Origin of the sequence: Hymenobacter sp. UV11 (genome assembly GCF_004684095.1) — a bacterium.
Classification (GTDB): domain Bacteria; phylum Bacteroidota; class Bacteroidia; order Cytophagales; family Hymenobacteraceae; genus Hymenobacter.
This window is the reverse complement of record NZ_SRII01000001.1, coordinates 287,593-310,660: the sequence shown is the minus strand read 5'-3', so window position 1 is coordinate 310,660 and position 23,068 is coordinate 287,593. Positions and strand designations below refer to the sequence as shown.

At 62.4% G+C, this 23,068-nt stretch carries 17 protein-coding genes; 16 read left to right on the top strand and 1 reads right to left on the bottom strand.

Translation table 11 applies throughout. The features are described 5' to 3' along the window. Window positions 1–61 precede the first annotated feature (61 nt). From E4631_RS01185 to E4631_RS01140, 10 genes are all read left to right on the top strand, one after another. The gene (locus E4631_RS01185; RefSeq protein ID WP_133658271.1) at window positions 62–1,243 is read left to right on the top strand and encodes a carboxypeptidase-like regulatory domain-containing protein; all 1,182 of its coding nucleotides are present in this window, start codon (window positions 62–64) and stop codon (window positions 1,241–1,243) included. Between the two features lie 70 nt (window positions 1,244–1,313). After that, on the top strand, window positions 1,314–2,522 hold the full coding sequence (locus E4631_RS01180; RefSeq protein WP_133658270.1) for a carboxypeptidase-like regulatory domain-containing protein: 1,209 nt from the start codon (window positions 1,314–1,316) through the stop codon (window positions 2,520–2,522). 23 nt (window positions 2,523–2,545) lie between these two features. Continuing rightward, window positions 2,546–3,241 (top strand): CoA transferase subunit A, encoded by a 696-nt coding sequence (locus E4631_RS01175; protein WP_133658269.1) that lies wholly within the window; start codon window positions 2,546–2,548, stop codon window positions 3,239–3,241. A gap of 70 nt (window positions 3,242–3,311) precedes the next feature. After that, the gene (locus E4631_RS01170; RefSeq protein WP_133658268.1) at window positions 3,312–4,628 is read left to right on the top strand and encodes a serine hydrolase; all 1,317 of its coding nucleotides are present in this window, start codon (window positions 3,312–3,314) and stop codon (window positions 4,626–4,628) included. Between the two features lie 106 nt (window positions 4,629–4,734). Next, the gene (locus E4631_RS01165; protein ID WP_133658267.1) at window positions 4,735–5,403 is read left to right on the top strand and encodes a 3-oxoacid CoA-transferase subunit B; all 669 of its coding nucleotides are present in this window, start codon (window positions 4,735–4,737) and stop codon (window positions 5,401–5,403) included. A 297-nt stretch (window positions 5,404–5,700) separates the two neighbouring features. After that, window positions 5,701–7,248 (top strand): carbon-nitrogen hydrolase family protein, encoded by a 1,548-nt coding sequence (locus tag E4631_RS01160; protein ID WP_240734625.1) that lies wholly within the window; start codon window positions 5,701–5,703, stop codon window positions 7,246–7,248. Between the two features lie 289 nt (window positions 7,249–7,537). Further along, window positions 7,538–9,535 (top strand): DUF4394 domain-containing protein, encoded by a 1,998-nt coding sequence (locus E4631_RS01155; protein ID WP_133658265.1) that lies wholly within the window; start codon window positions 7,538–7,540, stop codon window positions 9,533–9,535. 377 nt (window positions 9,536–9,912) lie between these two features. Next, on the top strand, window positions 9,913–13,146 hold the full coding sequence (locus E4631_RS01150) for a TonB-dependent receptor (RefSeq protein ID WP_133658264.1): 3,234 nt from the start codon (window positions 9,913–9,915) through the stop codon (window positions 13,144–13,146). Window positions 13,147–13,160: 14 nt separating this feature from the next. Further along, the gene (locus E4631_RS01145; protein WP_133658263.1) at window positions 13,161–14,651 is read left to right on the top strand and encodes a RagB/SusD family nutrient uptake outer membrane protein; all 1,491 of its coding nucleotides are present in this window, start codon (window positions 13,161–13,163) and stop codon (window positions 14,649–14,651) included. Window positions 14,652–14,783: 132 nt separating this feature from the next. Further along, window positions 14,784–15,458 (top strand): energy transducer TonB, encoded by a 675-nt coding sequence (locus E4631_RS01140; protein ID WP_133658262.1) that lies wholly within the window; start codon window positions 14,784–14,786, stop codon window positions 15,456–15,458. Between the two features lie 26 nt (window positions 15,459–15,484). Here E4631_RS01140 and E4631_RS01135 read toward each other — a convergent pair whose 3' ends face one another. After that, complete coding sequence (locus E4631_RS01135; RefSeq protein WP_166648138.1) at window positions 15,485–16,243, bottom strand: RDD family protein; 759 nt, start codon at window positions 16,241–16,243, stop codon at window positions 15,485–15,487. Window positions 16,244–16,340: 97 nt separating this feature from the next. On the opposite strand from E4631_RS01135, the gene E4631_RS01130 reads away from it, so the two are divergent. The 6 genes from E4631_RS01130 to E4631_RS01105 all read left to right on the top strand — a co-directional run bounded on the left by E4631_RS01130 (window position 16,341) and on the right by E4631_RS01105 (window position 23,044). Continuing rightward, window positions 16,341–17,294, top strand: coding sequence for a stage II sporulation protein M (locus E4631_RS01130; protein ID WP_133658260.1), 954 nt, complete (start codon window positions 16,341–16,343; stop codon window positions 17,292–17,294). Window positions 17,295–17,478: 184 nt separating this feature from the next. Next, the gene (locus tag E4631_RS01125) at window positions 17,479–18,489 is read left to right on the top strand and encodes a hypothetical protein (protein WP_133658259.1); all 1,011 of its coding nucleotides are present in this window, start codon (window positions 17,479–17,481) and stop codon (window positions 18,487–18,489) included. 29 nt (window positions 18,490–18,518) lie between these two features. Beyond that, window positions 18,519–19,319, top strand: coding sequence for a DUF4129 domain-containing protein (locus tag E4631_RS01120; RefSeq protein ID WP_133658258.1), 801 nt, complete (start codon window positions 18,519–18,521; stop codon window positions 19,317–19,319). A gap of 22 nt (window positions 19,320–19,341) precedes the next feature. After that, window positions 19,342–20,415, top strand: a complete 1,074-nt coding sequence (locus E4631_RS01115; protein WP_133658257.1) for a glycosyltransferase family 1 protein — start codon at window positions 19,342–19,344, stop codon at window positions 20,413–20,415. Window positions 20,416–20,428: 13 nt separating this feature from the next. Then, entirely contained in the window at window positions 20,429–21,772 is a 1,344-nt protein-coding gene (locus tag E4631_RS01110; protein ID WP_133658256.1) for a DUF4350 domain-containing protein, read from the top strand. 201 nt (window positions 21,773–21,973) lie between these two features. Continuing rightward, window positions 21,974–23,044 carry a MoxR family ATPase gene (locus E4631_RS01105; RefSeq protein ID WP_166648137.1) on the top strand — a complete coding sequence of 357 codons (1,071 nt, stop codon included), beginning with the start codon at window positions 21,974–21,976 and terminating at the stop codon, window positions 23,042–23,044. Window positions 23,045–23,068: the final 24 nt, after the last annotated feature.

Genomic DNA, 23,068 nt, shown 5'->3' with positions numbered 1-23,068 from the left:
CTTTTCTTGCCCTACCCCCTCGCTCGCCGGCGAAGGCGACCACTCCCTCACTCATTGACTTATGCAGAAAATACTGGCGTTTATACTTTGCTTGCTACCGGGGCTGGCCCTGGCGCAGGGCCGCGTGACGGGCGTGGTGCAGGACTCGGCTACCCACCAGCCGCTGGCGTTTGCCAGCGTGTTTTTGGCTAATACCACGCTGGGCGCGACCACTACCGAGCAGGGCGAATTTGTGTTTCCGAAGGTGCCGGCGGGTAGCTACGAGCTGGTTGGCTCCTACGTGGGCTACAACTTGAGCAAGCAATCCATTACCATAGCCAAGGCCGCCGCGCCCCAGAGCGTAACGCTGCTGCTGAGCGCGTCGGGGCCGGCGCTGGATGAGGTGGTGGTGCAGGCCAGTGCTCATAGCCAGGAGGATTACGACAAGTTTACGGGCCTGTTTTTGGGGCAGACCGCGTTTTCGCAGCAGTCGCGCATCACCAATCCCAAGGACGTGGTGGTGTTCGTCAACGACTCGACCCAGGAGCTGGTGGCCTCGGCCAAAAACTTCGTGGAAATCGAAAATATGGCCTTGGGCTACCGCCTGAAGTACTACGGCATGAGCTTTCGCTTCAGCCCCGACGGCAGCGCCGGCAGCTTCGACGGCCAGCCGGTGTTTGAGGAAATGACGCCGCAGGACGAGCAGCAGCGCCAGCAGTGGGCCGCCAACCGCGCCAAGGCCTACGCGGGCTCATTCACACACTTTTTGCGCAGCGTGTACCGCAACGAATTGAAAAAACAGGGCTTTTTGGTGCAGCTGGTGCGCCTCACGCCCGACGGCACCTCGGCCGTGGTGTACCCAGGGGCGCGGCCCATCGACAGCCTGCGCCGGCTATCGGCCGACCAGCGGCACATGTACCTGCGCTTTACCGGCGACCTGCAAGTGGCGTATTTTGGCGAAACGCCCGACCCGGCCTACGACCAGCCGATGTCGCCGCTGGGCTACTCGCGCACGCCCTACCCTACCGAGCGCGAGGTATCGAAGGTGCGCCTGCTGGCTCGCCAGGTCGAGATTTTGCCCAACGGCTCGCTCCGCGACTCGGAGGCCGTGGCGCTGGGCGAGTACTGGGGCTTCGAGAAAATCGGCGAGTTTATGCCCCTCGACTACGAGCCGCCGACTATGGTTTCGGCGCCAGCGGCACCCGCTTCTACTCCTGCGCCGGCACGCGCGCAGCCAGCCGCTGGCCGGGCCCAGATGCGGTAAGTCAGGTCGATAACCGGACGCGCCTATTTTTGCGAAAAGCCTTTTTCACCCCGGGCTTTTGCACGGAAATATGCGCGCCATTTGGGCACTTCTACTTTGGCTGCTGCCGAGGCTGGCGCTGGCGCAGGCCAGCCTCAGCGGCACCGTGCGCGACTCCGTGACGCGGCAGCCGCTACCGTTTGCCAGCGTGTTTTTGGTGAATACCACGCTGGGCGCTACAACCAATGAGCAGGGTCACTACGTGCTGCCGGCCGTGCCGGCGGGCCGTTACGAGGTGGCCGCCACGTACCTGGGCCACCGGCTGCGGCAGCAGTCGGTGGTGGTAGGCAGCGTGCCGCTGACCGTCGACCTGGCCCTACCCCCCTCGGCGCAGGCGCTGGGCGAAGTAGTGGTGCGGTCCCGCCCGACGCTGGCCGATGACTACCAGCGCTTTATCGAGTTATTTCTGGGTACGTCCAGCTTCGCGCGCCAGTGCCAGGTGCGCAACCCGGCCGATGTGCAGGTGGACTATGACCCCGCAACACGGGCGCTCACGGCCGGCGCGGCGCGGCGGCCGCTGCTGGTCGATAACCTGGCGCTGGGCTACCGCCTCACGTTTTACAACCTGTATTTCCGGGCCGATTTTGCCGACCAGTCGGCCACGCTCACCACGCTCAGCCAGGTAGTTTTCAAGGAGCTGACTGGTACTGACAAACAACAAAAGCGGTGGGCCGCCAACCGCCTGCGGGCGTACCAAGGGTCGTTTATGCACTTTTTGCGCAGCGCCTACGCGGGCGACGTGGTGCAGCAGGGCTTCCGGCTGCAACGCTTGCAGCGCCTGCCCAACCGCCGCTGGGCCGCCGCCGACAGCCTGGTGCGCGCCCGCCAGGCTTCGGGCGCCATCCTGAATCAGAATAGCCTACCCCCCTCGATATGGCAGCAACTGGCCGAGCCGCACGTGGTTTCGATTCTATACAAGCCCTACCTGCCGCCCGATAGCGTGCGCCGCGCCGAGGCCAGCGGCCGGGTGTGGCTGCGCTTTCGCGACCTGCTGGCGGTGACCTATGACGGCGAGCGGCCCGATGCCAACTGCCGGCTGCCCGGCTCGGTATCGGGCCGGCCCCTACCCCGCTACCAGGAATCGGTGCTGCACTTGCAGCCGCCCCCGGCCGCCGAAGTAGAGCCCAACGGCGTGCCCACTCAGGCGCTGGCGCTGCTCACGGAGGGCTATTGGAGCTTCGAGAAAATCGGCGAGCTACTGCCCCTTGACTATCTTCCGCCCGCTTTTCCCACCCACTGATTTCGCCCGCGAAATCTTCGCTTATGATTGATAAAACTGTTTCCGATGCCCAGGCCGCCCTCGCGGGCCTCGCCGATGGCATGACCCTGATGCTCGGTGGCTTCGGCCTCTGCGGCATCCCCGAAAACGCCATTCAGGAAATATTGCGCCTGGGCGTGAAGGACTTGACTTGTGTTTCGAACAACGCCGGCGTCGATGATTTTGGCATTGGGCTGCTCTTGCAAAAGCGGCAGGTGCGCAAGATGATTTCGAGCTACGTAGGCGAGAATGCTGAGTTTGAGCGGCAGTTATTGGCCGGCGAGCTGGAGGTAGAGCTGATTCCGCAGGGCACGTTGGCCGAGCGCTGCCGGGCCGGCGGGGCGGGCATCCCGGCGTTTTTCACCCCGGCCGGTTACGGCACCGAGGTGGGGGTAGGGAAGGAAAGCCGCGAGTTCAACGGCAAGATGTACCTGCTCGAAACCGGCCTCACCGCCGATTTTGCCCTCGTCAAAGCCTGGAAGGGCGACACCGCCGGCAACCTCATCTACAAGGGTACGGCCCGCAACTTCAACCCCATGATGGCCACCGCCGGTAAGATTACCGTGGCCGAGGTGGAGGAATTGGTGCCCGCCGGCGAGCTCGACCCCAACCAGATTCACACGCCAGGCATCTTCGTGCAACGTATTTTTCAGGGGAAGGATTACGAGAAACGCATTGAGCAGCGCACCGTGACTGTCTGAACCGCGGATTTATCGGATTTATCGGATTGGTCGGATTTTGTTGGCTACACGGATTTTATTGATGAAAGCTATGAGAAATAGTATCTTGGCTTGGCTGCTGGCGCTTGGCAGCGCTGTTCCGGTATTGGCGCAGCCAGCGGCACCGGCCTCGGCGATGTTGCCGGTGGCTGCGCCCGCCAGCGTTGGGATTAGCCCCGAGGGCCTCACGCAAATTGACCAGCTGCTACAAGGCTACGTGGCCGATGGCCGGCTGCCGGGCGTTATTGCCTTGGTGGCCCGCGATGGCCAGGTGGTGTACCGCAAAGCGTTGGGCTACGCCGACGCGGCGGCCAAAACGCCCCTGCGGCCCGACGCTATTGAGCGCATTGCCTCGCAAACCAAGGCCATCACGAGCGTGGGGCTGATGGAGCTGTACGAGCAGGGCAAGTTTCAGCTCGATGACCCCATTGCCAAGTACCTGCCGGCGTTTGCGCACCCGCAGGTACTGGCCAGCTTCAATCCCAAAGACTCGACGTATACGACGGTGCCGGCGCGCAGCGAGATTACCATTCGGCAGCTCCTGACGCATACTTCGGGTATTGGCTACGCGGTGATTGGCTCGGCTGAAGCGCGGGCCATTTATGCCAAGGCGCACATTCCGTCGGGGGTAGGGTCGCCGCAGGGCACGCTGGGGCCGGCCATCGACGCGCTGGCCCGGCAGCCACTGATGCACCAGCCGGGCGAGCGCTTCACCTACGGGCTGAGCGTGGACGTGCTGGGCCGCCTGATTGAGGTGCTGAGCGGGCAGCCGCTCGACCAGTACCTACGCGCCCATGTGTTTGAGCCGCTGGGTATGCGCGACACCTACTTCTACTTGCCCACCGACCGGCAAAGCCGCCTTGTGCCGCTTTATAGCGAAGACGCCGCCCACCACACCGTGCCGATGCCGGCCAAGGGCATGCTGAGCCTGCGGCCCGACTTCCCGAACCAGGCGGGCACGTACTTTTCGGGTGGCGGCGGGCTCTCGTCGACCATCGACGACTACGCCGTTTTCCTGCAGATGATGCTCAATGGCGGCACCTACGGCGGCCACCGCCTGCTGAAACCCAGCACAGTAGCCCTGATGACTCAAAACCAGATTGGCGACGTGAACCAGGGGCAGAACAAGTTTGGCCTGGGTTTCAGCATCGTGACGCCGGCCGGCGCGGCCCAAACCGGGCAGTCGGTGGGCAGCTACGAGTGGGGCGGCGCGTTTGGCACCGACTACTGGGTTGACCCCAAGGAGCACCTGGTAGTGCTCCTTTACACCCAGAAATTTCCGCACAACAACACGCCCGACCTGGTACCCCGCTTCCGCAAGGCTGTGTACGCGGCGCTGGCCAAGCGCCAGGCCCCCAAGCAACCCTAGAAGCAGACGCCAAGCAAGGCATCCCTACCCCCTCTCCCACCCGCGTAGTCAGCTTGCGCAGCAAGCGTATCCGCGAAATCTGTTACATCCGTTAAATCTGCGGTTTATGGCTCTCGACAAACACGGCATCGCCCGGCGCATCGCGCAAGAAGTAGAAAATAATTCTTACGTCAACCTCGGCATCGGCATCCCGACGCTGGTGGCGAATTACATCCCGGCGGGCATCAACGTGGAACTGCAAAGCGAGAACGGGCTGCTGGGCATGGGGCCATTTCCGACGGAAAGCGAAGTGGACCCCGACCTCATCAACGCGGGCAAGCAGACCGTGACCACGCTGCCGGGCTCCAGCCTGTTTTCGTCGGCTGACTCGTTTGCCATGATTCGCGGCGAGCACGTGGACCTCACCATCCTGGGCGCGATGGAGGTGAGCGAGCGCGGCGACATTGCCAACTGGAAAATCCCCGGCAAGATGGTGAAGGGCATGGGCGGCGCGATGGACCTCGTGGCTTCAGCCAAAAACATCATCGTGGCCATGCAGCACGTGGCGCGCGACGGCTCCAGCAAGCTGCTCACTGACTGCACGCTGCCCATCACGGGCCTGCGCTGTGTGAAGAAGATAGTAACCGAGCTGGCCGTGCTCGACGTGACGCCCGACGGCTTTGTGCTGCGCGAGCGCGCCCCCGGCGTAACGGTGGCCCAGATACGGGCCGCCACGGCGGGCCGGCTGCTAGTGCATGGCCCCGACGACGAAGTGCCCGAAATGCGCGGCGTTTAGCCCCCGCAGGGGGGTAGGGCAAGGGCCTCACACGGGGCCGACGCATCTTTTTTGGCCTAACTACGGTTTATATAAGTGGCTGGCCCCGTGGCCGGCCACTTATTTTTGTTTGATTTCCCTCTATTTATGGCTACTTCTGCTAGCACCAAAACCGCATCTGGCGGCGCACATCACCACAAAAAAACGGGCAAAACGGGCTCTGCCCTCGATGAGCGCCTGACGCCAACCGCCGTGCCGGCCCACAAGCTGGTGTTGCGCCAGCTACGCCGCTCCGACTTCAAGGCGATTGAGGAGATTATGGACAAGGTGTACTCCAACATGGAGGGCGCCTGGGCGGCCGACGAGTTTGCGGCGCTCATCCGCAAGTTCCCGGAGGGTCAGATTGGCATTGAGGACAACGGGCGGCTGGTGGCCGCCGCGCTGGCTATCATCGTGGATTACACCAAGTTTGGCGACAAGCACACGTATGCCAAAATCACCGGCAACGGCAAGTTTGACACCCACGACGCCGACGGCGACACCCTCTACGGCGTGGACGTGTTCGTGGACCCCGAGTACCGCAGCCTGCGCCTGGGCCGCCGCCTCTACGACGCCCGCAAGGAGCTGTGCGAGAACCTGAACCTGCGCGCCATGGTGGCCGGCGGCCGCATTCCGGGCTACGCCGGCTACGCGGGCGAGATGACGCCCGCTAAGTACGTGGAGCTGGTGCGCAACAAAGAGCTGGTGGACCCGATTCTGACCTTCCAGCTTTCGAACGAGTTTCACGTGCGCAAAATCATCCGCGGCTACCTGCCTTACGACTCGGAGTCAAAGGCTTACGCTACCCTGCTGGAGTGGATTAACGTGTATTACGACGAGGAATTTGACAAGCTCATCGGCAACCAGAAGTCGAACGTGCGCATCGGCATCGTGCAGTGGCAGATGCGGGCTACGGCCAGCCTAGAGGACTTTTTCCAGCAAATCGAGTTTTTCGTGGACACCGTGAGCGGCTACAAGGCTGACTGCGTGCTGTTTCCGGAGTTTTTCAACGCGCCCATGATGGCCCTCACTGGTGAGAAGGCCGCCTCGGCGGCTATTCGGGGCATGGCGGCGTTTACCGAGCCCATCAAGGTGCGCATGATGGAGCTAGCCGTGAGCCACAACATCAACGTAATTGCGGGCTCGATGCCCGTGTATGAGGATGGAATGCTCTACAACGTCAGCTACTTATGCCGGCGCGACGGTACCGTGGACGAGCAGTACAAGCTGCACGTGACGCCCGACGAGGCCAGCTACTGGGGCATGCGCGGCGGCGACAAAGTGAAGTGTTTCGACACCGACTTTGGCAAAATCGGCATCTTGGTGTGCTACGACGTGGAGTTTCCGGAGCTGTCGCGCATTTTGAGCGACGAGGGCATGAAAATCCTGTTCGTACCCTTCTGGACCGACACTAAGAATGCCTACCAGCGCGTGCGCATCTGCGCCCAGGCCCGCGCCATCGAAAACGAGTGCTATGTGGCCATTACGGGCTCGGTGGGCAACCTGCCGCGCGTCGAGAACATGGACATTCAGTACTCGCAGTCGGCGGTGTTCAGCCCTTCGGACTTCGCGTTTCCGCACGATGCCATTGTAGCCGAGGCTACCCCCAACACGGAGATGACGCTCATCGCTGACCTCGACCTGGACTTACTTAAAGACTTGAACACCAGCGGCGCGGTGCGTAACCTACGCGACCGCCGCAAGGACCTCTACAGCGTGAGCTGGATTCCGAAGAAGACCGAGCGCGACGAGGAGCTGCTTTCGCAGGGCGAGGAGCGCCAGCCCGCTACTAAGCCCAGCCGCCGCAAGGCCATCGCGGCGGGGTAGGGCGTAGGTACCGTGCCTTTACCAAGATGAGGGAGCCGTTCTGTGAGGAACGGCTCCCTTTTTTATTCTGTAAATCAAGGAGTTGAGGCTGTCTACTGGTCAAGTTATTACAATATGGCTTTTTTGTTAAAACATTGATTAACAGATTTTTACATTATAACCAAAATTAAATCGACGTTAAATTTCATGGATACTTCATCCGATTGCCGGGTGTAGGCGTAGGTTTCGTGAGGTGAGTAAAGAGTTCACCGGCCATTCTCTAACTTTTATCGCGTTTCCTACCCTGCTCATGCTGACACACGTTATTCGCTGGACCAAACTCCACAACCGCCTCGCACTGAGTGCGCTCCTGGCCGGGGCTACCGCGCTACCCGCCGCCGCCCAGACCGTTTATGGTCTATCCACGACCAGCGACCCGGCCGTGGTGAGCCTGGTTACGTTTGCGGCCACCACGCCGGGCACGTTCACGGCCACGGTGCCGATTACGGGCTTTACGGCGGGCCAGACCATTGTGGGCATTGATGTGCGGCCCAACACGGGCCAGGTGTTTGCGCTGGGCTACGCGGCCACCGGCACCCAGGCGCAGGTATACAGTATTAATCCCACCACGGGGGTAGCCACGGCCGCGGGCCCGGCGCTTACGCTGAACCTGGGCACCACGACGTCGCGCATCGGCTTCGACTTTAACCCCACCGTGGACCGCATCCGGGTGACGGCCGGCAACCGGGCCGACTTCCGCCTGAACCCCAACAACGGTGCCCTGGCCGCTACCGACGGCACCCTGACCTACGCCGCCACCGATGCCAACGCCGCCCAGACGCCGGGCGTGGGCTCGTCGGCCTACACCAACAGCTACATCGGCACCACGGCCACTACCCTCTACGACCTCGACGAAGCCAACAGCCGCCTGGTGATGCAAAACCCGCCCAACGACGGCACCCTCGTGACGGTGGGCGCGCTGGGCGTGGCCACCAACGGCGCGAGCCAGACGTCGGACCTGGATATTTATTTTAACTCCGCAACGGGCACCAACGTGGCCTACATGACCACGGCTATTTCGACCAGCCCCACGGCGGCTACTTCGACGCTGTATACCGTGAACCTGACGACCGGCGCCGCCACGGCGGTGGGCGCCATTGGCAGCGGCGCGCTGGTGGCAGTTACGGATATTGCCTTTGCCATTGCGCGTCCGGCGACCCAGCCGGCCGTGACGGGCCAACTGGCCTACGCGCTGGCTGGCACCAATTTGCTAACGTTTGACACGGCGCTGCCCACCAGCATTCGCACGTCGGTGGGCATTACGGGGGTAGACGCCGCCCAGACGCTGGCCGGCCTCGACGTGCGGCCTGCCACCAACACGCTGTATGCCATGGGCTACAATGCAACGGCAGCGGCCGGGGTGGCCAACGCCCAGATTTACGCGCTCAACTCGCTCACGGGCGTGGCCACGGCCGCCGGGCCGGCCGTGCGGCTGGAACTGGGCACAGGCAGCATCGGGTTTGACTTCAACCCGACGGTGGACCGCATTCGGGTGGTGGCCGGCAACCGCGCCAACTACCGCCTCAACCCCACCGACGGCACCATTTCGGCCACCGATGGCACCCTGACCTACGCTACCGGTACCGCCACGCCCAGCATCGGGGCAGCCGCTTACACGAATAGCTTCATGGGCGCCACGGCCACGTCGGGCACTACCCTCTACGACTACGACGAGGCGCTGAACACCCTCAATACCCAACTGCCGCCCAACGACGGCACCCTGAACGCCGTGGGCGCCTCGGGCATTACGGTGAACGCTACTACCGCCAACGTGGACCTTGACATCTACAGCACGGGCATTGGCGTCAACACAGCCTACCTGGTGGCCAACACCGGCACCTCGGCCAACACCTCGCTCTACACGGTGAACCTAACCACTGGTGCCGCTACCCTGGTGGGCGCCATCGGCAACGGCATCGCGGCCCGCGACATTGCCATTGCTGCCTCAACGGGCGTGGTGACGGCAGCCCGGGCCACTGAGTTGGCTACTGATTTTGGCCTCTACCCCAACCCGGTACTGGCTGCGGCCAGCGTAAGCTTCGGCCTGCCCCGCGCTGCCCGCGTCGAGCTGGTAGTGACCGACGCGCTGGGCCGCACGGTAGATAAAATTGACGCCGGCCAGTTGCCCGCCGGTACTCAGACTATCCGGTGGAACCGCCAGAACCAGGCGGCGGGCCTGTATTTTTTCCGCCTCCGCTTCGATGGCCAGCCGGCCGGCACGCGCCAAGCGGTGCTGCTGGGTCGCTAGGCCCTACCCCCTCTTTAGTATTTGAAAGAGGCTGACCCCAATGGGGTCAGCCTCTTTTTTATATCTCTGCTTATCAAGCAAGTAATCGATTACTCACTCGTAATAAATGGACAACCAGAAATTTATTTTCACGAGCAAGAATGACTACTTTTTAGTGGCTGAATAATAAGTATTTATCCAATTTAACGGCTTAGCATTTTCAATTAAAGCGAGTGAATGAGGCTGGAATAGTTACGCCTTATAACATAATTAACAGCTTTATTTTCAGTATTTTACTCATTATTTGATGAGTTAAAAATGAAAAAGGATTTGGGTATGTGAAATGGGTCCCTATATTTCACCAAAATACCCAACTTTTTTTCTACAAAATCATACTCATGAGAAGACTTTTACTACTGTTTCTTTCGCTGGTTCTGGTGCTGATGGCTCCTGACCTGAAGGCTCAGAATCGCACGGTATCGGGAACGGTAACCGGAAATGATGGCCAAGAGATTCCGGGTGTTACGGTATTGGTGAGGGGCACCTCACTCGGCACCTCGACGAATGTGCAGGGTAAGTACGAGCTGGCGGTGCCGGCTTCAACTACTACCCTCATCTTTTCGTTTGTGGGCTACGAGAGCAAGCAGGTAGCCATCGGCACCCAATCGACGGTAAACGTGAAGCTAACTGCCGCCGCCGCCGGCCTCGACGAGGTAGTGGTGGTGGGCTACGGCACGCAGGCGCGCCGCGACCTCACGGGCTCGGTGGCGACCATCTCGGGCAAGGAGATTGCCACGGCCCCGGTGCAAAGCTTCGACCAGGCCCTGCAAGGCCGGGCACCGGGCGTCAACATCACTACCCCCAACGGGGTGCTGAATGCGGCACCCGTTATCCGCGTGCGGGGCGTAAACTCGATTTCGCTGAGCTCGGCGCCGCTGTTTGTGATTGACGGTATTCCGACGTATTCGGGCAATACCTCGGCGGTGGGCAGCGTGCCCAACAACCCGCTGGCCAACATCAACCCCGAAGACATTGCCAGCATTGACGTGCTGAAAGATGCGTCGGCCACGGCCATCTACGGCTCGCGGGCGGCGGGCGGGGTTATCCTCGTCACGACCAAGCGTGGCAAGAAAGACCAGAACCACATTTCCTACGACACGTGGGTAGGCATAACCAAGCCGGTGCGGCTCTACGATATTCTGGGCGCGCAGGACTACGTGACCATCAAGAACGAAGCGGTGCGCAACCTGAACGCCAACCGGGCGGCCATTGGGGCGGCAGCTACTAACATCGAAGGCTTTAAGCTGGCTACCGATGCGGCGGGCAACCCCGTCGACACGCGCTGGTACGACTATATCTACCGCACGGGCGTGTCGCAAAATCACAACCTGAACTTTTCGGGCGGTACGGAGCGCACCAACTACTACGCGTCGGTGAACTACACCAACCAGAAGGGCATGCTGACCAACAACAGCTTCCGCCGCTACGCTGCCCGCGTCAATGTGGAGCACACCCTGTTCAAACGCTTTACGGTGGGCGCGCGCTTCAATTACTCGAACTCGCTGACGGCCGCGCCCAACTCGGGCTCGGTGGGCGACGGTGCCTTTGGCACGGCCGGCCTGGGCCGCCTACCCCTGGTGCTCCCCCCCAACGTGTCGCCCTACCTGCCCGATGGCAGCTACAACGCAGGCGCTGCCGTGGGCACCGCGGGCCTCGGGCCGGGCCCCAATATCAACCCTACCACGGGCTCGCCGCTGCTGGCCGGCTACTACAACCCGGTAGTGGACCTGGAGAACAACTACTTCACCTCGCAGAGCAACTCTATCCAGGGCAGCGTGTACGCTAACTACGAGATTATCAAGAACCTGAACTTACGCACAACCTTCGGCATCGACAACCTGTCGTTTGAGGACAAGTCGTTTGCCACGTCCTTGGCGGGCGATGGCTACTCGACCGGCGGCTCGGCCAGCAACTACTACCGCACCAACAAGCGTTGGGACTGGCAGAACACGCTGCAGTACGACCACACCTTTGGCGAGAAGCACAACTTCTCGCTGCTGCTGGGCAACGAGCAGCAGAACACCGACGTGTTGCGCTGGGGCGCTACCCGCACCCAGGTGGCTGACCCCTTCTTCACCACCTTTGAGGGCAACTACACCAACATTGCCTCTTCGGGTAATTTTCAGGGCACTAACTACCTGGTGTCGTTTTTTGGACGATTGAACTACAATTTCGACCGTAAGTATTTGCTCACGGTCAATGCCCGGCGCGATGGCTATTCGGCCTGGGCCCAGAAATTTGGCAACTTCTACGGGGCTTCGGTGGGCTACGTGCTGTCGGAGGAAGAATTCTGGAAAAACTCCAGCTTTGGTCGGACATTAGACTTCTTCAAGCTGACCGGCAGCTACGGCAGCGTGGGCAACAACCAGGGTATCGACGACTTCGCGGCTCTTCAGCTCTACGGCTCGGGCCTGTACGGGGCCACCCCCACCATCTACTATGCTAGAGCGGGCAATCCTAACCTGACTTGGGAGATAAGCAAGAAAACGGACATCGGCCTCTCATTTGGCCTGCTTCAAAGCCGCCTGACGGGCGATTTTGCTTACTACCGCAACCTGGTGGATGGCTTGATTCTGGACGTACCGCAGGCCGCATCGAGAGGTATTCCTAATAGTTCTACGCCTGGCCCGGCCAACATCGGCACCACTATTCCGGTCAACGTGGGCTCGGTATCGAACGAAGGTATTGAGCTGAACCTGCGCTTCAACGCCATTCAGAACAAGGCGTTCTCGTGGACAGTGAGCGGCAACCTGACGACCCTCAAAAACCGGGTGCGGTCGCTGGCTTATGAAGGCCAGCCTGCCATCGGCACGGCTACCTCGGGCCTCGAAACCGTGAACTACACGCAGGTGGGCCACTCGGTAGGCGAAATTCTGGCGGTGCAGTCGCTGGGCGTGAACCCGCTCAACGGCCAGCGCATTATTAAGAAGATAGACGGCACGCTGGTACAGTACAACTACCAAGGCACCACGGGCACCGGCTCGACGGGCTGGACCAAGGTATCGGACGGCTCAAACACCACGGCCCCCACGCAGTTGGGCGATGGCCTGTACTACGGCCCGGTGCTACCCACCTGGTACGGCGGCCTGGACAACACCTTCCGCTACAGCAACTTCGATTTGGGCGTGTTCATCCAGTTTTCGGGCGGTAACTACATCTACAACGGCACCAAGGCTGGCCTGCACGACCAGCGCTTCTGGAACAATGCGTCGGACATCAAAAACCACTGGACGGCCGACAATACCAACGCCCTCTACCCCCGCGTGGTGTATGGCGACAACGTGTCGAACGGCTCGGCCCTGGTGATGTCGTCGAACGTGGAGCGTGGCGACTTTGCCCGCCTGCGCAACGTCCAGCTGGGCTACACCATTGCCCCTACCGTGCTTAGCCGGTTTAGCGTGGCCAGCGCCCGCATCTACGTGCAGGTGCAGAACGCGGCCCTCGTGACCAAGTACTCGGGCATCGACCCGGAAATTTCGACCAATGGCGCTAGCAACACCGGCGCGGGTGTTGACCGCAACTCGGTGGGCCAGGCCCGCACCTACACCGCTGGCTTAAACATTGGCTTCTAATCGCATTTATCCTTATGAAATTCGCATTACCGAAGCAGGCGGCCATCCTTAGCGCCGCGCTCCTAAGCCTGGGCACGTTTTCGTGCAACAACAACCTGCTGAACCCGACGCCGCAAATTCAGTTTTCGGACCAGGTAGTATTCAATACCCCCGACCGCATTGCCCTGCAAGTCAACAGCTTGTATAGCTTCGTAAAGACGGGCAACTTTTTGGGGGGTAGGATGCAGATTTACGGCGACATCCGGGCCAATGACTTTATCAACCTCACGTCGAACGGCGTAACGGGCGTTGGCGTCTGGAACCACACCCTCACCGAGCAGTCGCAAAACGACGTTATCAATGCCTGGGGCTACGGCTACGGGGCCATCAACCAGATAAATGTATTTCTGGCTGGCCTCGATGCCAACGCCACCAAGTTTGTGGCGCCCACCTTCCCCAGCACGTTTGCTGCCACGGCGCTCAACTACCAGGCCGAGGCCCGGCTGCTGCGTGCGCTGTGTTACTACTCGCTGCTGCAACTCTACGCCCGGCCCTACATCGAGAGCGCAGGCACTAAGCCTGGCCTTCCTTTGCGCCTCAAGGCCGAAACCAGCCCAGGTAATAACGACCTGGCCCGCAGCACCGTAGCCGACGTGTACGCGCAAATTTTGAGCGACCTCAACTTTGCCGAGCAAAACCTACCCCTCTCGTATGGTTCCGGCACGCTAAACGTGACGCGGGCGCACCGCAACACGGCTATCGCCCTTAAAACGCGGGTGTACCTGAGCATGGGCCAGTATGCCAGCGTGATTACGGAGGCCAACAAGCTGGTGCCCACAGCCGCGCCCTACGCGGCGCCCATGGGCGTGCCCAACGCCCTCAACCCCTCGGTAACGGCCGTATTTGCCGCGCCCCAGGAAACTACCGAAAGCATTCTGGCCTTCCCCTTCACGGCCCAGGATGCGCCCGGCACCCAGAACCAGCTGGCCTACTACTTCCTGCCCACCGCGCTGGGCGGCAACGGCGAGTATAGCCTAAATACGGCCGCCGGCAGCATCGTGGCCAACACGGGCTGGGATGCCGCCGATGCCCGCCGCACCAACTTCGTGGTGAAAGCGGGCACGCAGTCTTTCCTGAAAAAGTACCCCACTGGCACGCCCTACACCGACAAAGCGCCGGTTATTCGCTACGCGGAAGTGCTGCTGAACCTGGCCGAAGCACGGGTTCGCTCGACCAACTCGGTCGATGCCCAGGGCCTGGCACTGCTCAACGCCGTGCGCACCCGCTCGCTGCCCACGGGCGCCTACCCCACTTTCGCTTCGGTAAGCGCTATGACCGACGCCCTACTGCTGGAGCGCCGCATCGAGTTTCTGGGTGAAGGCCTGCGCAACAACGACCTGCTACGCCTCGATATGACCATCCCTGGCAAGGCCTCGATAGGCGCGATAGAACCCGCCAACACGCTCTACGTGTGGCCTATCCCATCTACCGAATTGGCCACCAACCAGCTCATGACCCGCAACTAGGCCCTACCCCCCCTAGCTAACCTGAAGAGGCTTGCCCGTAGTGGGCAAGCCTCTTTTTTTTGGGCGGTAAGCGCTGGCTGGCGGCAGGCTACGCAGTATCTTGGGGCTTCTATTCTGCCGTAGTTGCTTTATATGAAAAACCAACAGCTTTGGCTGGCCCTGGCGCTGCTGGCCACCGGCCCGGCAGCCTTGGCCCAGCGCACCCCGCCGGCGCCGTTTGAGCGGGGCACCCTCACCAAAGGCCAGCCCACCGGCGTGTGGGAATATTTTGACGAGGCCGGCCAGCTGGAGCTGCGCATGAACTACGACTCCAGCCGCATCGGCTACCGGCGGCCCGACACGGCCCGCTACGAGCTGCGCGTGGGCGACGCCTGGCAGCTGGTACACCCCGACCGGGCGCCGGGCCCCCTGGGTAGCCGCGCCGGCCGGCGGCGCGAGCTGCAGAAACAGCTGCACTACCCCGTGGCGGCAATTCAGCAGCACTTGCAGGGCGACGTTATCCTGTCGTACCTCGTGGACCCCGACGGCCACACCAGCCACTACCTGGTCGAGCACAGCCTGTCGCCGGCCTGTGACGAGGAAGTGTGGCGCGCGCTGCAGCTACTGCCCGACCGCTGGATTCCGGCCCGGTACCAGGGCCAGCCGGTGGCGGCCCGGTTCTACCTGCGCGTGCGGTTTGAGATGCTTGCCGGGCTGGCGCAGCTTCAGAACCAGCCGCCCACCACCCCGGCCGGGGCGCCCTACACCGATGTCGTTACCGTGACGGCGGTCGGTATTGAGCGCGCCAGGCGCAGCGTGCAGCGCTAGCGCCCGACCTGCAACCGCGCTACCCCCTACCCCTGCGCCGCGAGGTAGGTGTGGTCACGCAGAATAGTTTGCAGAAAAGCCTCGTCGGGCAGGTCGGTATGCACGCCGAGCAGCTGCTTTATTTTGGTAGCTGTTTCGTTGAGCAGCACGTAATTACCCTGCTTTATGGAGCGGCTCAGCAGCTGGCGCAGCAGGGCCACGTCGTGGTCACTGAGGTCGGCGGCCTGCGGAAAAACGGGCTGGTAGCCGGCCAGCGCGGCCGGGCTGGGCAGGTCGGCTAGCACCTGGGGCCGGTGCCGCAGGCTGATAACGCTGGTGCCGGCCGCCATGTCGCCGAGGCGCTGGCCCTTGCCGCCAGCGGCGATGGCCACTACGGCCACAATGCCCCCGCCAAACCCAAAATCGACCAGCCGCAGCAGCCAGCGCAGCAGGTAGTCGCCCACGCGCGGCGCGGTGCCGTCGAGGCGCACCACGCGCAGGTCGCGGGCTTTTTTACCGATGGTCTGGCCGTTAAAGAAGATTTCGCTGAGCAGAAAATACAACAAATAGGGTGCTAAGATGATGGTTATAATGACGATGGCAACGATGCCGGCGGCACTGCCCCAGTCAGTAGTGCCACTCTCGTGGTTGCGCGAGGCTACTGAGGTGAATAGCACCCCCCACAGCACGCCCCAGGCCAGGAGCACGAAGTAGTCGATGAGCGTAGCCACGATGCGGTCGCCGAGGCTGGCTACCTCGTATTCGAGCGTCACGTTTTGGGTAGTGTGGATGCGGATGGTCGCCATAAAGCCGGGGTCGAGAAATCGAGCCGAAAAATACATCCGTACCGCGGAGTAGCTATGCGGCCGCCGCCTATCTTTAAGGCTCAAACCCCGCCACTTTATGCGCGAAGCCGCTTTTCTGCGCCAAAACCAGGCCCGCTGGCAGCAGTACGAGGCGCACCCGGCCACTAATCCCGACGAGCTGGCCGCCCGCTTCGTGGCCCTCACCGACGACCTGGCCTACGCCCAGACCTTCTACCCCGCCTCGCCCACCACGGCCTACCTCAACCAGCTGGCCGGCCGCCTGCACCAGTCGCTTTATAAGAATAAGGCCGAGCAGCCGCGCCGGCTGGGCCACTTCTGGGCCGTGGAGGTGCCGCTGGTGGTGGCCCGGCACCAGGCGGCGCTGGCCTGGGCGATGGGGCTGTTTGTGCTGTTCACGCTGCTGGGGGCACTTTCGGCGGCCTATGATGTCGATTTTGTGCGGGTAGTGCTCGGCGACGATTACGTAAACCAGACGCTGGCCAACATCCGGCGTGGCGACCCAATGGCCATATATAAGTCGGGCGGCTCGGGGGTGATGTTTCTGGGCATTGCGGGCAACAACCTATACGTAGCGCTGCGCACCTTCGCCTGGGGCCTCACGCTGGGGGTAGGCACGCTGTACTCGCTCTTTTTTAATGGGGTAATGCTGGGCGCGTTCCAGTATTTTTTCTACCAGCAGCACGTGCTGCTGCCCTCGCTGCTCACCATCTGGATTCACGGCACGCTCGAAATTCCGAGCATCGTGCTGGCCGGCGGGGCGGGGTTTATTCTGGGCGGCGGGTTGCTGTTTCCGGGCACCTACGGGCGGCGCGAGTCGCTGGCCCGCGCCGCCCGCGATGCCATTAAGCTGGCGCTGGGGCTGGTGCCCATCATCGTGGCGGCCGCTTTTCTGGAAAGCTTCGTGACGCGCCACACCGAAATGCCGGTGGCCCTGAGCCTGAGCATCATTGGCGGCTCGGCGGCGTTTATCATCTGGTACTTTGGCATTTATCCGCGCGTGGTGCAGCGCCGGGTAGCGGGTAATAGGTAGAGGATAATGGGTAATGGGCAAACTGTCATTGCGAGCCTGCGAAGCAATCGCACTAGAACGATATTCCAACTGCTCGTTCTGGTGCGATTGCTTCGCGGGCTCGCAATGACAGACGATTACTTACACTAACAAACGGTTACTCGCCACGACAAACGACTACCAATCAACCCTTCACCAATCAGCTATGAGAAACACCTACACTACCCCCGCCGACTTCTGGCAAGAGCGAGATTTTGGCGCCAAGATTTCGGCCACGTTCGAGTTTATCGGCATGCACTGGCGGCCGTTGGGCAAGTGCCTGGTCTACTTTGTGTTGCCGGTAGCGCTGCTCGCTGGCATCGGGCTGGGGATTTATGCAAGTTCGGCCTTTCGGGCAGTGGCGAGCCAACAAGGCCGCTCAGTCATCAATTACAGCAGCAGCGCTTTTCAGTTCATGAATTTTGGCGCGCTGGGGCTAAGCGTAGTGGGGATAATGCTGGGCTTTTTACTGCTGACCAGCACCCTCTACGCCTACGTGCGGGCCCGGCTGCAGCTGCCTGCTACCGAGCCCATAACGCCCACCATCGTGTGGGCCGAGCTGCGCGGCCGGTTTGGCCGCCTGGCGCAGGCCATTGGGCTGGCAATAGTGGTGGGCCTGCTGCTTGGCGGAGTGGTATCCATGGTGTTTCTGGGAGCCGTGGGCAAGGGCAAGGGGGGTAGCGGGGGAAGCATTATGCTCGCGGGCATTTTGCTTCCCATCGCCTACATTTTCATGATTTACGCGGGCATTGCGCTCAGCTTGCTCCTGCCGGTGCTGTGGTTTGAGGACGGACCCATTTTTGCTTCCGTTGGCCGGTGCTTTCGGCTGATAAAGGGGCGCTGGTGGGCTACCTGGGGACTTCTTTTTGTGGCCTCCATCATTCAATCTATGCTCACTATCGTGTTTGCCCTGCCTAGTTATGCGCTCACGGCCGGGCACTTCCTGGGCTTGCCGGGCCTGAGCAGCAGCGTGCTGGCCTATGCAGGGCAGGGCATCTATTTAATCGGTTTCATCTTCACCTATTGCGTGCCGCTGCTGGCACTTGCATTCCAGTATTTCAACCTCGTGGAGCAGAAAGACGGTTATGGCACAAGCCTGCTGGTGAGCCAGTTGGGGCAGCCTGCGCCCACGGCTCAGTCGGGCTATTACCAGCCCGACGAGGAAGGCGAGTACTAAGCTTCTTCTTCACGACTTCTGGCATTCGTATGCGCCGCCTACCCTTCTTCTTTTTGCCCATGCTGCTGCTGGCGGCCGGCCCCGCTCCGGCGCAGGGGCCGACCGCCTGGAACCGCCTGGCCCCGCCGCGCGCCGACACCAGCGTGGCGGCGCCCCTACCCCCCCCTTCTGCGCCGGCCGTGGTGCGCCGCCCGGCCGCCGCCCGCCTGCGCGAATTGCGCGGCCAGCACGACTTGCAATACGTGGAGGTGCGCGAGGAGCCAGCGCAAGCCAGCTTTTGGCAGCGGCTACTGCGCTGGCTGTGGCGGCAGCTTACCCCTGCCATGAGCAGCCAGGGTGGGAAGAAGGCCTGGGACGTGTTTTTCTACGGCCTGATGGCGGCGGCGCTGGTGTTTGCGGTGCTGAAATTGTTGCAGGTGGATATTACCCGCGCTTTTGGCCGGGCGCCTCGCGGCCTACCCCTCGCCTACGAGGTGGGCCAGGAAAATATTCACGAGCTAAACTTTGGCGAGGCCATTGCGCAGGCCGAGGCCGCTGGCAACCGCCGCCTGGCGCTGCGCCTGGGCTACTTGCAGCTACTCAAGCAGCTCACCGACCGCGACTTTATCTCCTGGCAGCCCGACAAAACCAACCAGACTTACCTGCGCGAGCTGGCCGCCAGCTACCCGGCCGGCCGGCTCGCCTTCGCCGAGCTCACGCGGCAGTTTGACTACAGCTGGTATGGCGAGCTGCCCCTCTCGGCCGACCTTTACCAGCAGGCGCGGGCCGCCCAGCAGCAGCTGGCCCAGCAGCTGGCTGCCGCGGCGCCGGGCCGCGCGCAACCCGCCTGATTTTTCTGCCCCGCTTATCCTGATGTCGTTACCCCGTATTCTGCTGGATTGTGAGCCGCTGAAAGACCGCAACAGCGGATTCAGTCACTTCGTGGTGCCGCTGGCCCACGAGCTCATTCGCCAGAACCACCGCTACCGGCTCTATTGCTACGTGCCGCCCCGCGAGGTGGGCGGGCTGGGGCGCGCGGGCGTGCGCTACCTCACGCAACGCAGCTTTCACAAGTACCTAAACCCGCCCAGCTACGGCTTTCGGCTGTGGCACGCCACCTCGCAGCTGAGCTGGTACGTGCCCACCAGCCCTTTCACCAAGGTGGTTTTGACGGTGCACGACCTCAATTTTTTGCACGAAAGCCCCGACGAGCGCACCTACGTGCGGCAGCTGGCCATGGTGCGCCGCAACATTCAACGCGCTGACTACCTGGTGACCATCTCCGATTTTGTGCGTCAGGACATCCTGCGCCACGCCGACCTGCTGGGCTACCGCGGCCGCCAGCCGCTGCGCTACGTGCCGCGGGGGGTGGAGGCGCTGGCGCCCCTACCCCCCGCCCACGCGCCGGCCTACGTGCCGCGCCGGCCCTTCCTGTTTGGGCTGGGCACCATCAACGCCAAGAAGAACTACCACGTGCTGACCGCGCTGCTGCAAGACCCGGCGTATGAGTTGGTGCTGGCCGGCAGCTTTGCCGAGCCCGACTACGTGGCCACCATTCGGGCCGCTGCGGCGCAGGCCGGCGCGGCCGACCGCGTTACGGTGCTTACGCGCATCAGTGAGGCCGATAAAACCTGGTATTATCAGCACTGCGTGGCGTATTTGCAGCCCTCGCTGGCCGAGGGCTTTGGCCTGCCGGTGGTGGAGGCTATGCAGCTGGGCAAGCCGGTGTTTTTGAGCCGCCTTACTTCGCTGCCTGAGGTGGGCGGCGACGCAGCCTATTACTTCGACGATTTTGCCCCCGACACGCTGCGCCGCACGCTGGCCGCCGGGCTGGCGCGGCACTCGCCCGCGCGGGCGGCCGAGGCGCGGGCCCAGGCCGGGCAATTCAGCTGGGCACAGGCGGCGGCCGGCTATCTCGCTGTTTACCAAGAATTACTGGGCCGTTAATCCGCTACGCACTGTGACTACCTTCCGCTGGTATCTGCTCGGTATTATGGCCCTGTTCGGGGGCTACGTGGCGCTGGAATATTACCGCCCCAAGCCCCTCGACTGGTCGCCCACGCTCAGCAGCAAGGACAAGATTCCGTACGGCACTTATGTGCTGCTTGATGTGCTGCCGCAGGTGCTGGGCACCGACTCGGTGGCCAACGTGCGCCTGCCCATCTTCAACCAGCTGCTGGGCAGCGAGGAGCCCCAGCTACGCACCGGCCGCTCCGAAAACGTCACCTTCGACAACGACTCGGTAGATGCCGCCAACGACGCGGCCGCCGCCACGCTCGAAGCCACCTCCCTACCCATGGTTGCCACCCGTGCGCAGTATATTTTTATCAACCAGGAATTTGCGGCCAGCCGGCTAGAAACGAATGCCCTGCTGCGCTTCGTGGCGCAGGGCCACGACGTGTTCATCGCAGCCGAAGATTTTTCGGCAAGTCGCCGCGCGGGTTCGCTGGCCGATACGCTGGGCTTCCGCACCTACCCGGTCGACTCGACTTTGGCGCGCGTGCTGGCTCCCGGCCTGGGCCGGCGCGACTCGGTGGCGCTGCACCTGCTAGGCGCGGGCGCGGCGGGCGCGGCGTTCTGGTTCAATACCTCGGCCGCGGGCTACCGGCTGGCCCTCACCAAGCGGCGGGCACACCAGGGCGCTACCCTCGCCGCCGATGCCCAGGGCCGGCCGGTGCTGCTGCGCCTCGACCACGGGCGCGGTCATTTTTACCTGTGCTCGGTGCCGCTGGCTTTCGGTAACTATTGGCTGCTGCGGCCCCGCACCGCCGATTTTGCGTTTGCGGCGCTCTCGGCGCTGCCCGCCGGCCGGCCGGTGTGGTGGGATGAGTACCAGAAGCAGGGCCGCGCCGGCGAGCAGTCGGTGCTGCGGGTGGTGCTGGGCCACCCGGCGCTGCGCACCGCTTACTACCTGCTGCTGGCCACGGGCCTGCTGTTTGTGCTGGTGGAGGCGCGGCGGCGGCAGCGCATTATTCCCGTTATTAAGCCCTTGCCCAATACTACGCTGCTTTTCACGCGCACCGTGGCGGGCCTCTACCAGCAGGGCCGCAACCACGCTCGCATTGCCGAAAAGAAAACCGCCCTCTTTCTGGATTACCTCCGCACCCGCTTCCACGAGCCTACCCCCGACCTGGCCGACGACGCCTTCCGCGAGCGCCTGAGCCAGAAGGCTGGCGTGCCGCGCCCCCGCGTGGATGAGCTGGTACGGCTCATCAACTTCGCGCGCACCGCGCCCGCCGTGACGGACCGCGAGCTGCTTATCTTGAGCCGCGCCATTCAGGATTTTAAGCGCGAAAGCCGATGAAAAATCACTTTTGCACTGTGCCGGGAATTGGCCTTTTTAGCAAATTGCACTTTACTAATAAACTTGCTTTAAAGCTAATCTGAGGCACTTTTTGCGCGTTTTTTCGACTGTTTCGTGCTTTGTTGGTCTGCAAGTTAGGGCCCGGCGCGGTAGGCAACCACTTATTATTCGCTACTTAATTATCCGGCTTCGCCACGTTTCATGGAACCCGAAACTCACTTACCCGACCCCGCCAGCCCTACCCCCCCGCTCGCGCCCGAAGCGGCCGCCATGCCTGCGGCTGCGACATCCGATGTGCCGGCCGAAGCCTTTGCCCCGCGCACCGACTTGGCGCAGCTCACGGCCCGCACCCAGGCCGTGCGCGAGCAAATCGGGCAGGTAATAGTGGGCCAGCAGGATTTGCTGGAGCTGCTGCTCACGGCCCTGCTCGCCGATGGCCACGTGCTGCTGGAGGGCGTGCCCGGCGTGGCCAAAACCCTCACCGCCAAGCTCCTGGCCCGCACGCTCGACGTGCCGTTCAGCCGCCTCCAGTTTACGCCCGACCTGATGCCGGCCGATGTGCTGGGCACCAGTATTTTCCGGCCGGCGCAGGGCGATTTCGAGTTTCGGCCCGGCCCCATTTTCGCCAGCGTGGTCCTGATTGACGAAATCAACCGCGCTCCGGCCAAGACCCAGTCGGCGCTGTTTGAGGTGATGGAGGAGCGCACCGTGACCCAGGACGGCACCACGCACCACATGACTACGCCTTTTGTGGTGCTGGCTACGCAAAACCCTATCGAGCAAGAAGGTACCTACCGCCTGCCCGAGGCCCAGCTCGACCGCTTTCTCTTCAAGCTCAACGTGGGCTACCCCACTCTGGCCGAGGAAATCCAGATTTTGCAGGGTCACCACAGCGGCTTCGGCGGCACGCCATTAGAAAAAGTAAAAGCGGTGCTTTCCGCCTCTGACCTGGCCGCGCTGCGCCAGCAAGTGGGCCGGCAGCGCGTGGAGGCCAACGTGCTCGAATACATTGCCAAAATAGTGGGCCACACGCGGGCGCACAAGGCGCTGTACCTGGGCGCGTCGCCCCGCGCCAGCATCGCGCTGCTCAACGGCGCCAAGGCGCTGGCCGCCCTGCGCGGCCGCGACTTCGTGACGCCCGAGGACGTGCAGTTTCTGGCCGCGCCGGTGTTGCGCCACCGCATTATGCTCACGCCTGAGCGCGAGATGGAAGGCGGCACGGCCGATGAGGTGGTGCGGGCGATTGTGCAGAGCGTGGAGGTGCCGCGGTAGGTTATGGTTCGGGAAGTTACCGCT

Excerpts from the sequence above, each read along its gene's own strand:
- E4631_RS01185 (WP_133658271.1), top strand. The coding sequence starts at position 62 with ATGCAGAAAATACTGGCGTTTATACTTTGCTTGCTACCGGGGCTGGCC.
- E4631_RS01180 (WP_133658270.1), top strand. The coding sequence starts at position 1,314 with ATGCGCGCCATTTGGGCACTTCTACTTTGGCTGCTGCCGAGGCTGGCG.
- E4631_RS01175 (WP_133658269.1), top strand. The coding sequence starts at position 2,546 with ATGATTGATAAAACTGTTTCCGATGCCCAGGCCGCCCTCGCGGGCCTC.
- E4631_RS01170 (WP_133658268.1), top strand. The coding sequence starts at position 3,312 with ATGAGAAATAGTATCTTGGCTTGGCTGCTGGCGCTTGGCAGCGCTGTT.
- E4631_RS01165 (WP_133658267.1), top strand. The coding sequence starts at position 4,735 with ATGGCTCTCGACAAACACGGCATCGCCCGGCGCATCGCGCAAGAAGTA.
- E4631_RS01160 (WP_240734625.1), top strand. The coding sequence starts at position 5,701 with ATGGACAAGGTGTACTCCAACATGGAGGGCGCCTGGGCGGCCGACGAG.
- E4631_RS01155 (WP_133658265.1), top strand. The coding sequence starts at position 7,538 with ATGCTGACACACGTTATTCGCTGGACCAAACTCCACAACCGCCTCGCA.
- E4631_RS01150 (WP_133658264.1), top strand. The coding sequence starts at position 9,913 with ATGAGAAGACTTTTACTACTGTTTCTTTCGCTGGTTCTGGTGCTGATG.
- E4631_RS01145 (WP_133658263.1), top strand. The coding sequence starts at position 13,161 with ATGAAATTCGCATTACCGAAGCAGGCGGCCATCCTTAGCGCCGCGCTC.
- E4631_RS01140 (WP_133658262.1), top strand. The coding sequence starts at position 14,784 with ATGAAAAACCAACAGCTTTGGCTGGCCCTGGCGCTGCTGGCCACCGGC.
- E4631_RS01135 (WP_166648138.1), bottom strand. The coding sequence starts at position 16,243 with ATGGCGACCATCCGCATCCACACTACCCAAAACGTGACGCTCGAATAC.
- E4631_RS01130 (WP_133658260.1), top strand. The coding sequence starts at position 16,341 with ATGCGCGAAGCCGCTTTTCTGCGCCAAAACCAGGCCCGCTGGCAGCAG.
- E4631_RS01125 (WP_133658259.1), top strand. The coding sequence starts at position 17,479 with ATGAGAAACACCTACACTACCCCCGCCGACTTCTGGCAAGAGCGAGAT.
- E4631_RS01120 (WP_133658258.1), top strand. The coding sequence starts at position 18,519 with ATGCGCCGCCTACCCTTCTTCTTTTTGCCCATGCTGCTGCTGGCGGCC.
- E4631_RS01115 (WP_133658257.1), top strand. The coding sequence starts at position 19,342 with ATGTCGTTACCCCGTATTCTGCTGGATTGTGAGCCGCTGAAAGACCGC.
- E4631_RS01105 (WP_166648137.1), top strand. The coding sequence starts at position 21,974 with ATGGAACCCGAAACTCACTTACCCGACCCCGCCAGCCCTACCCCCCCG.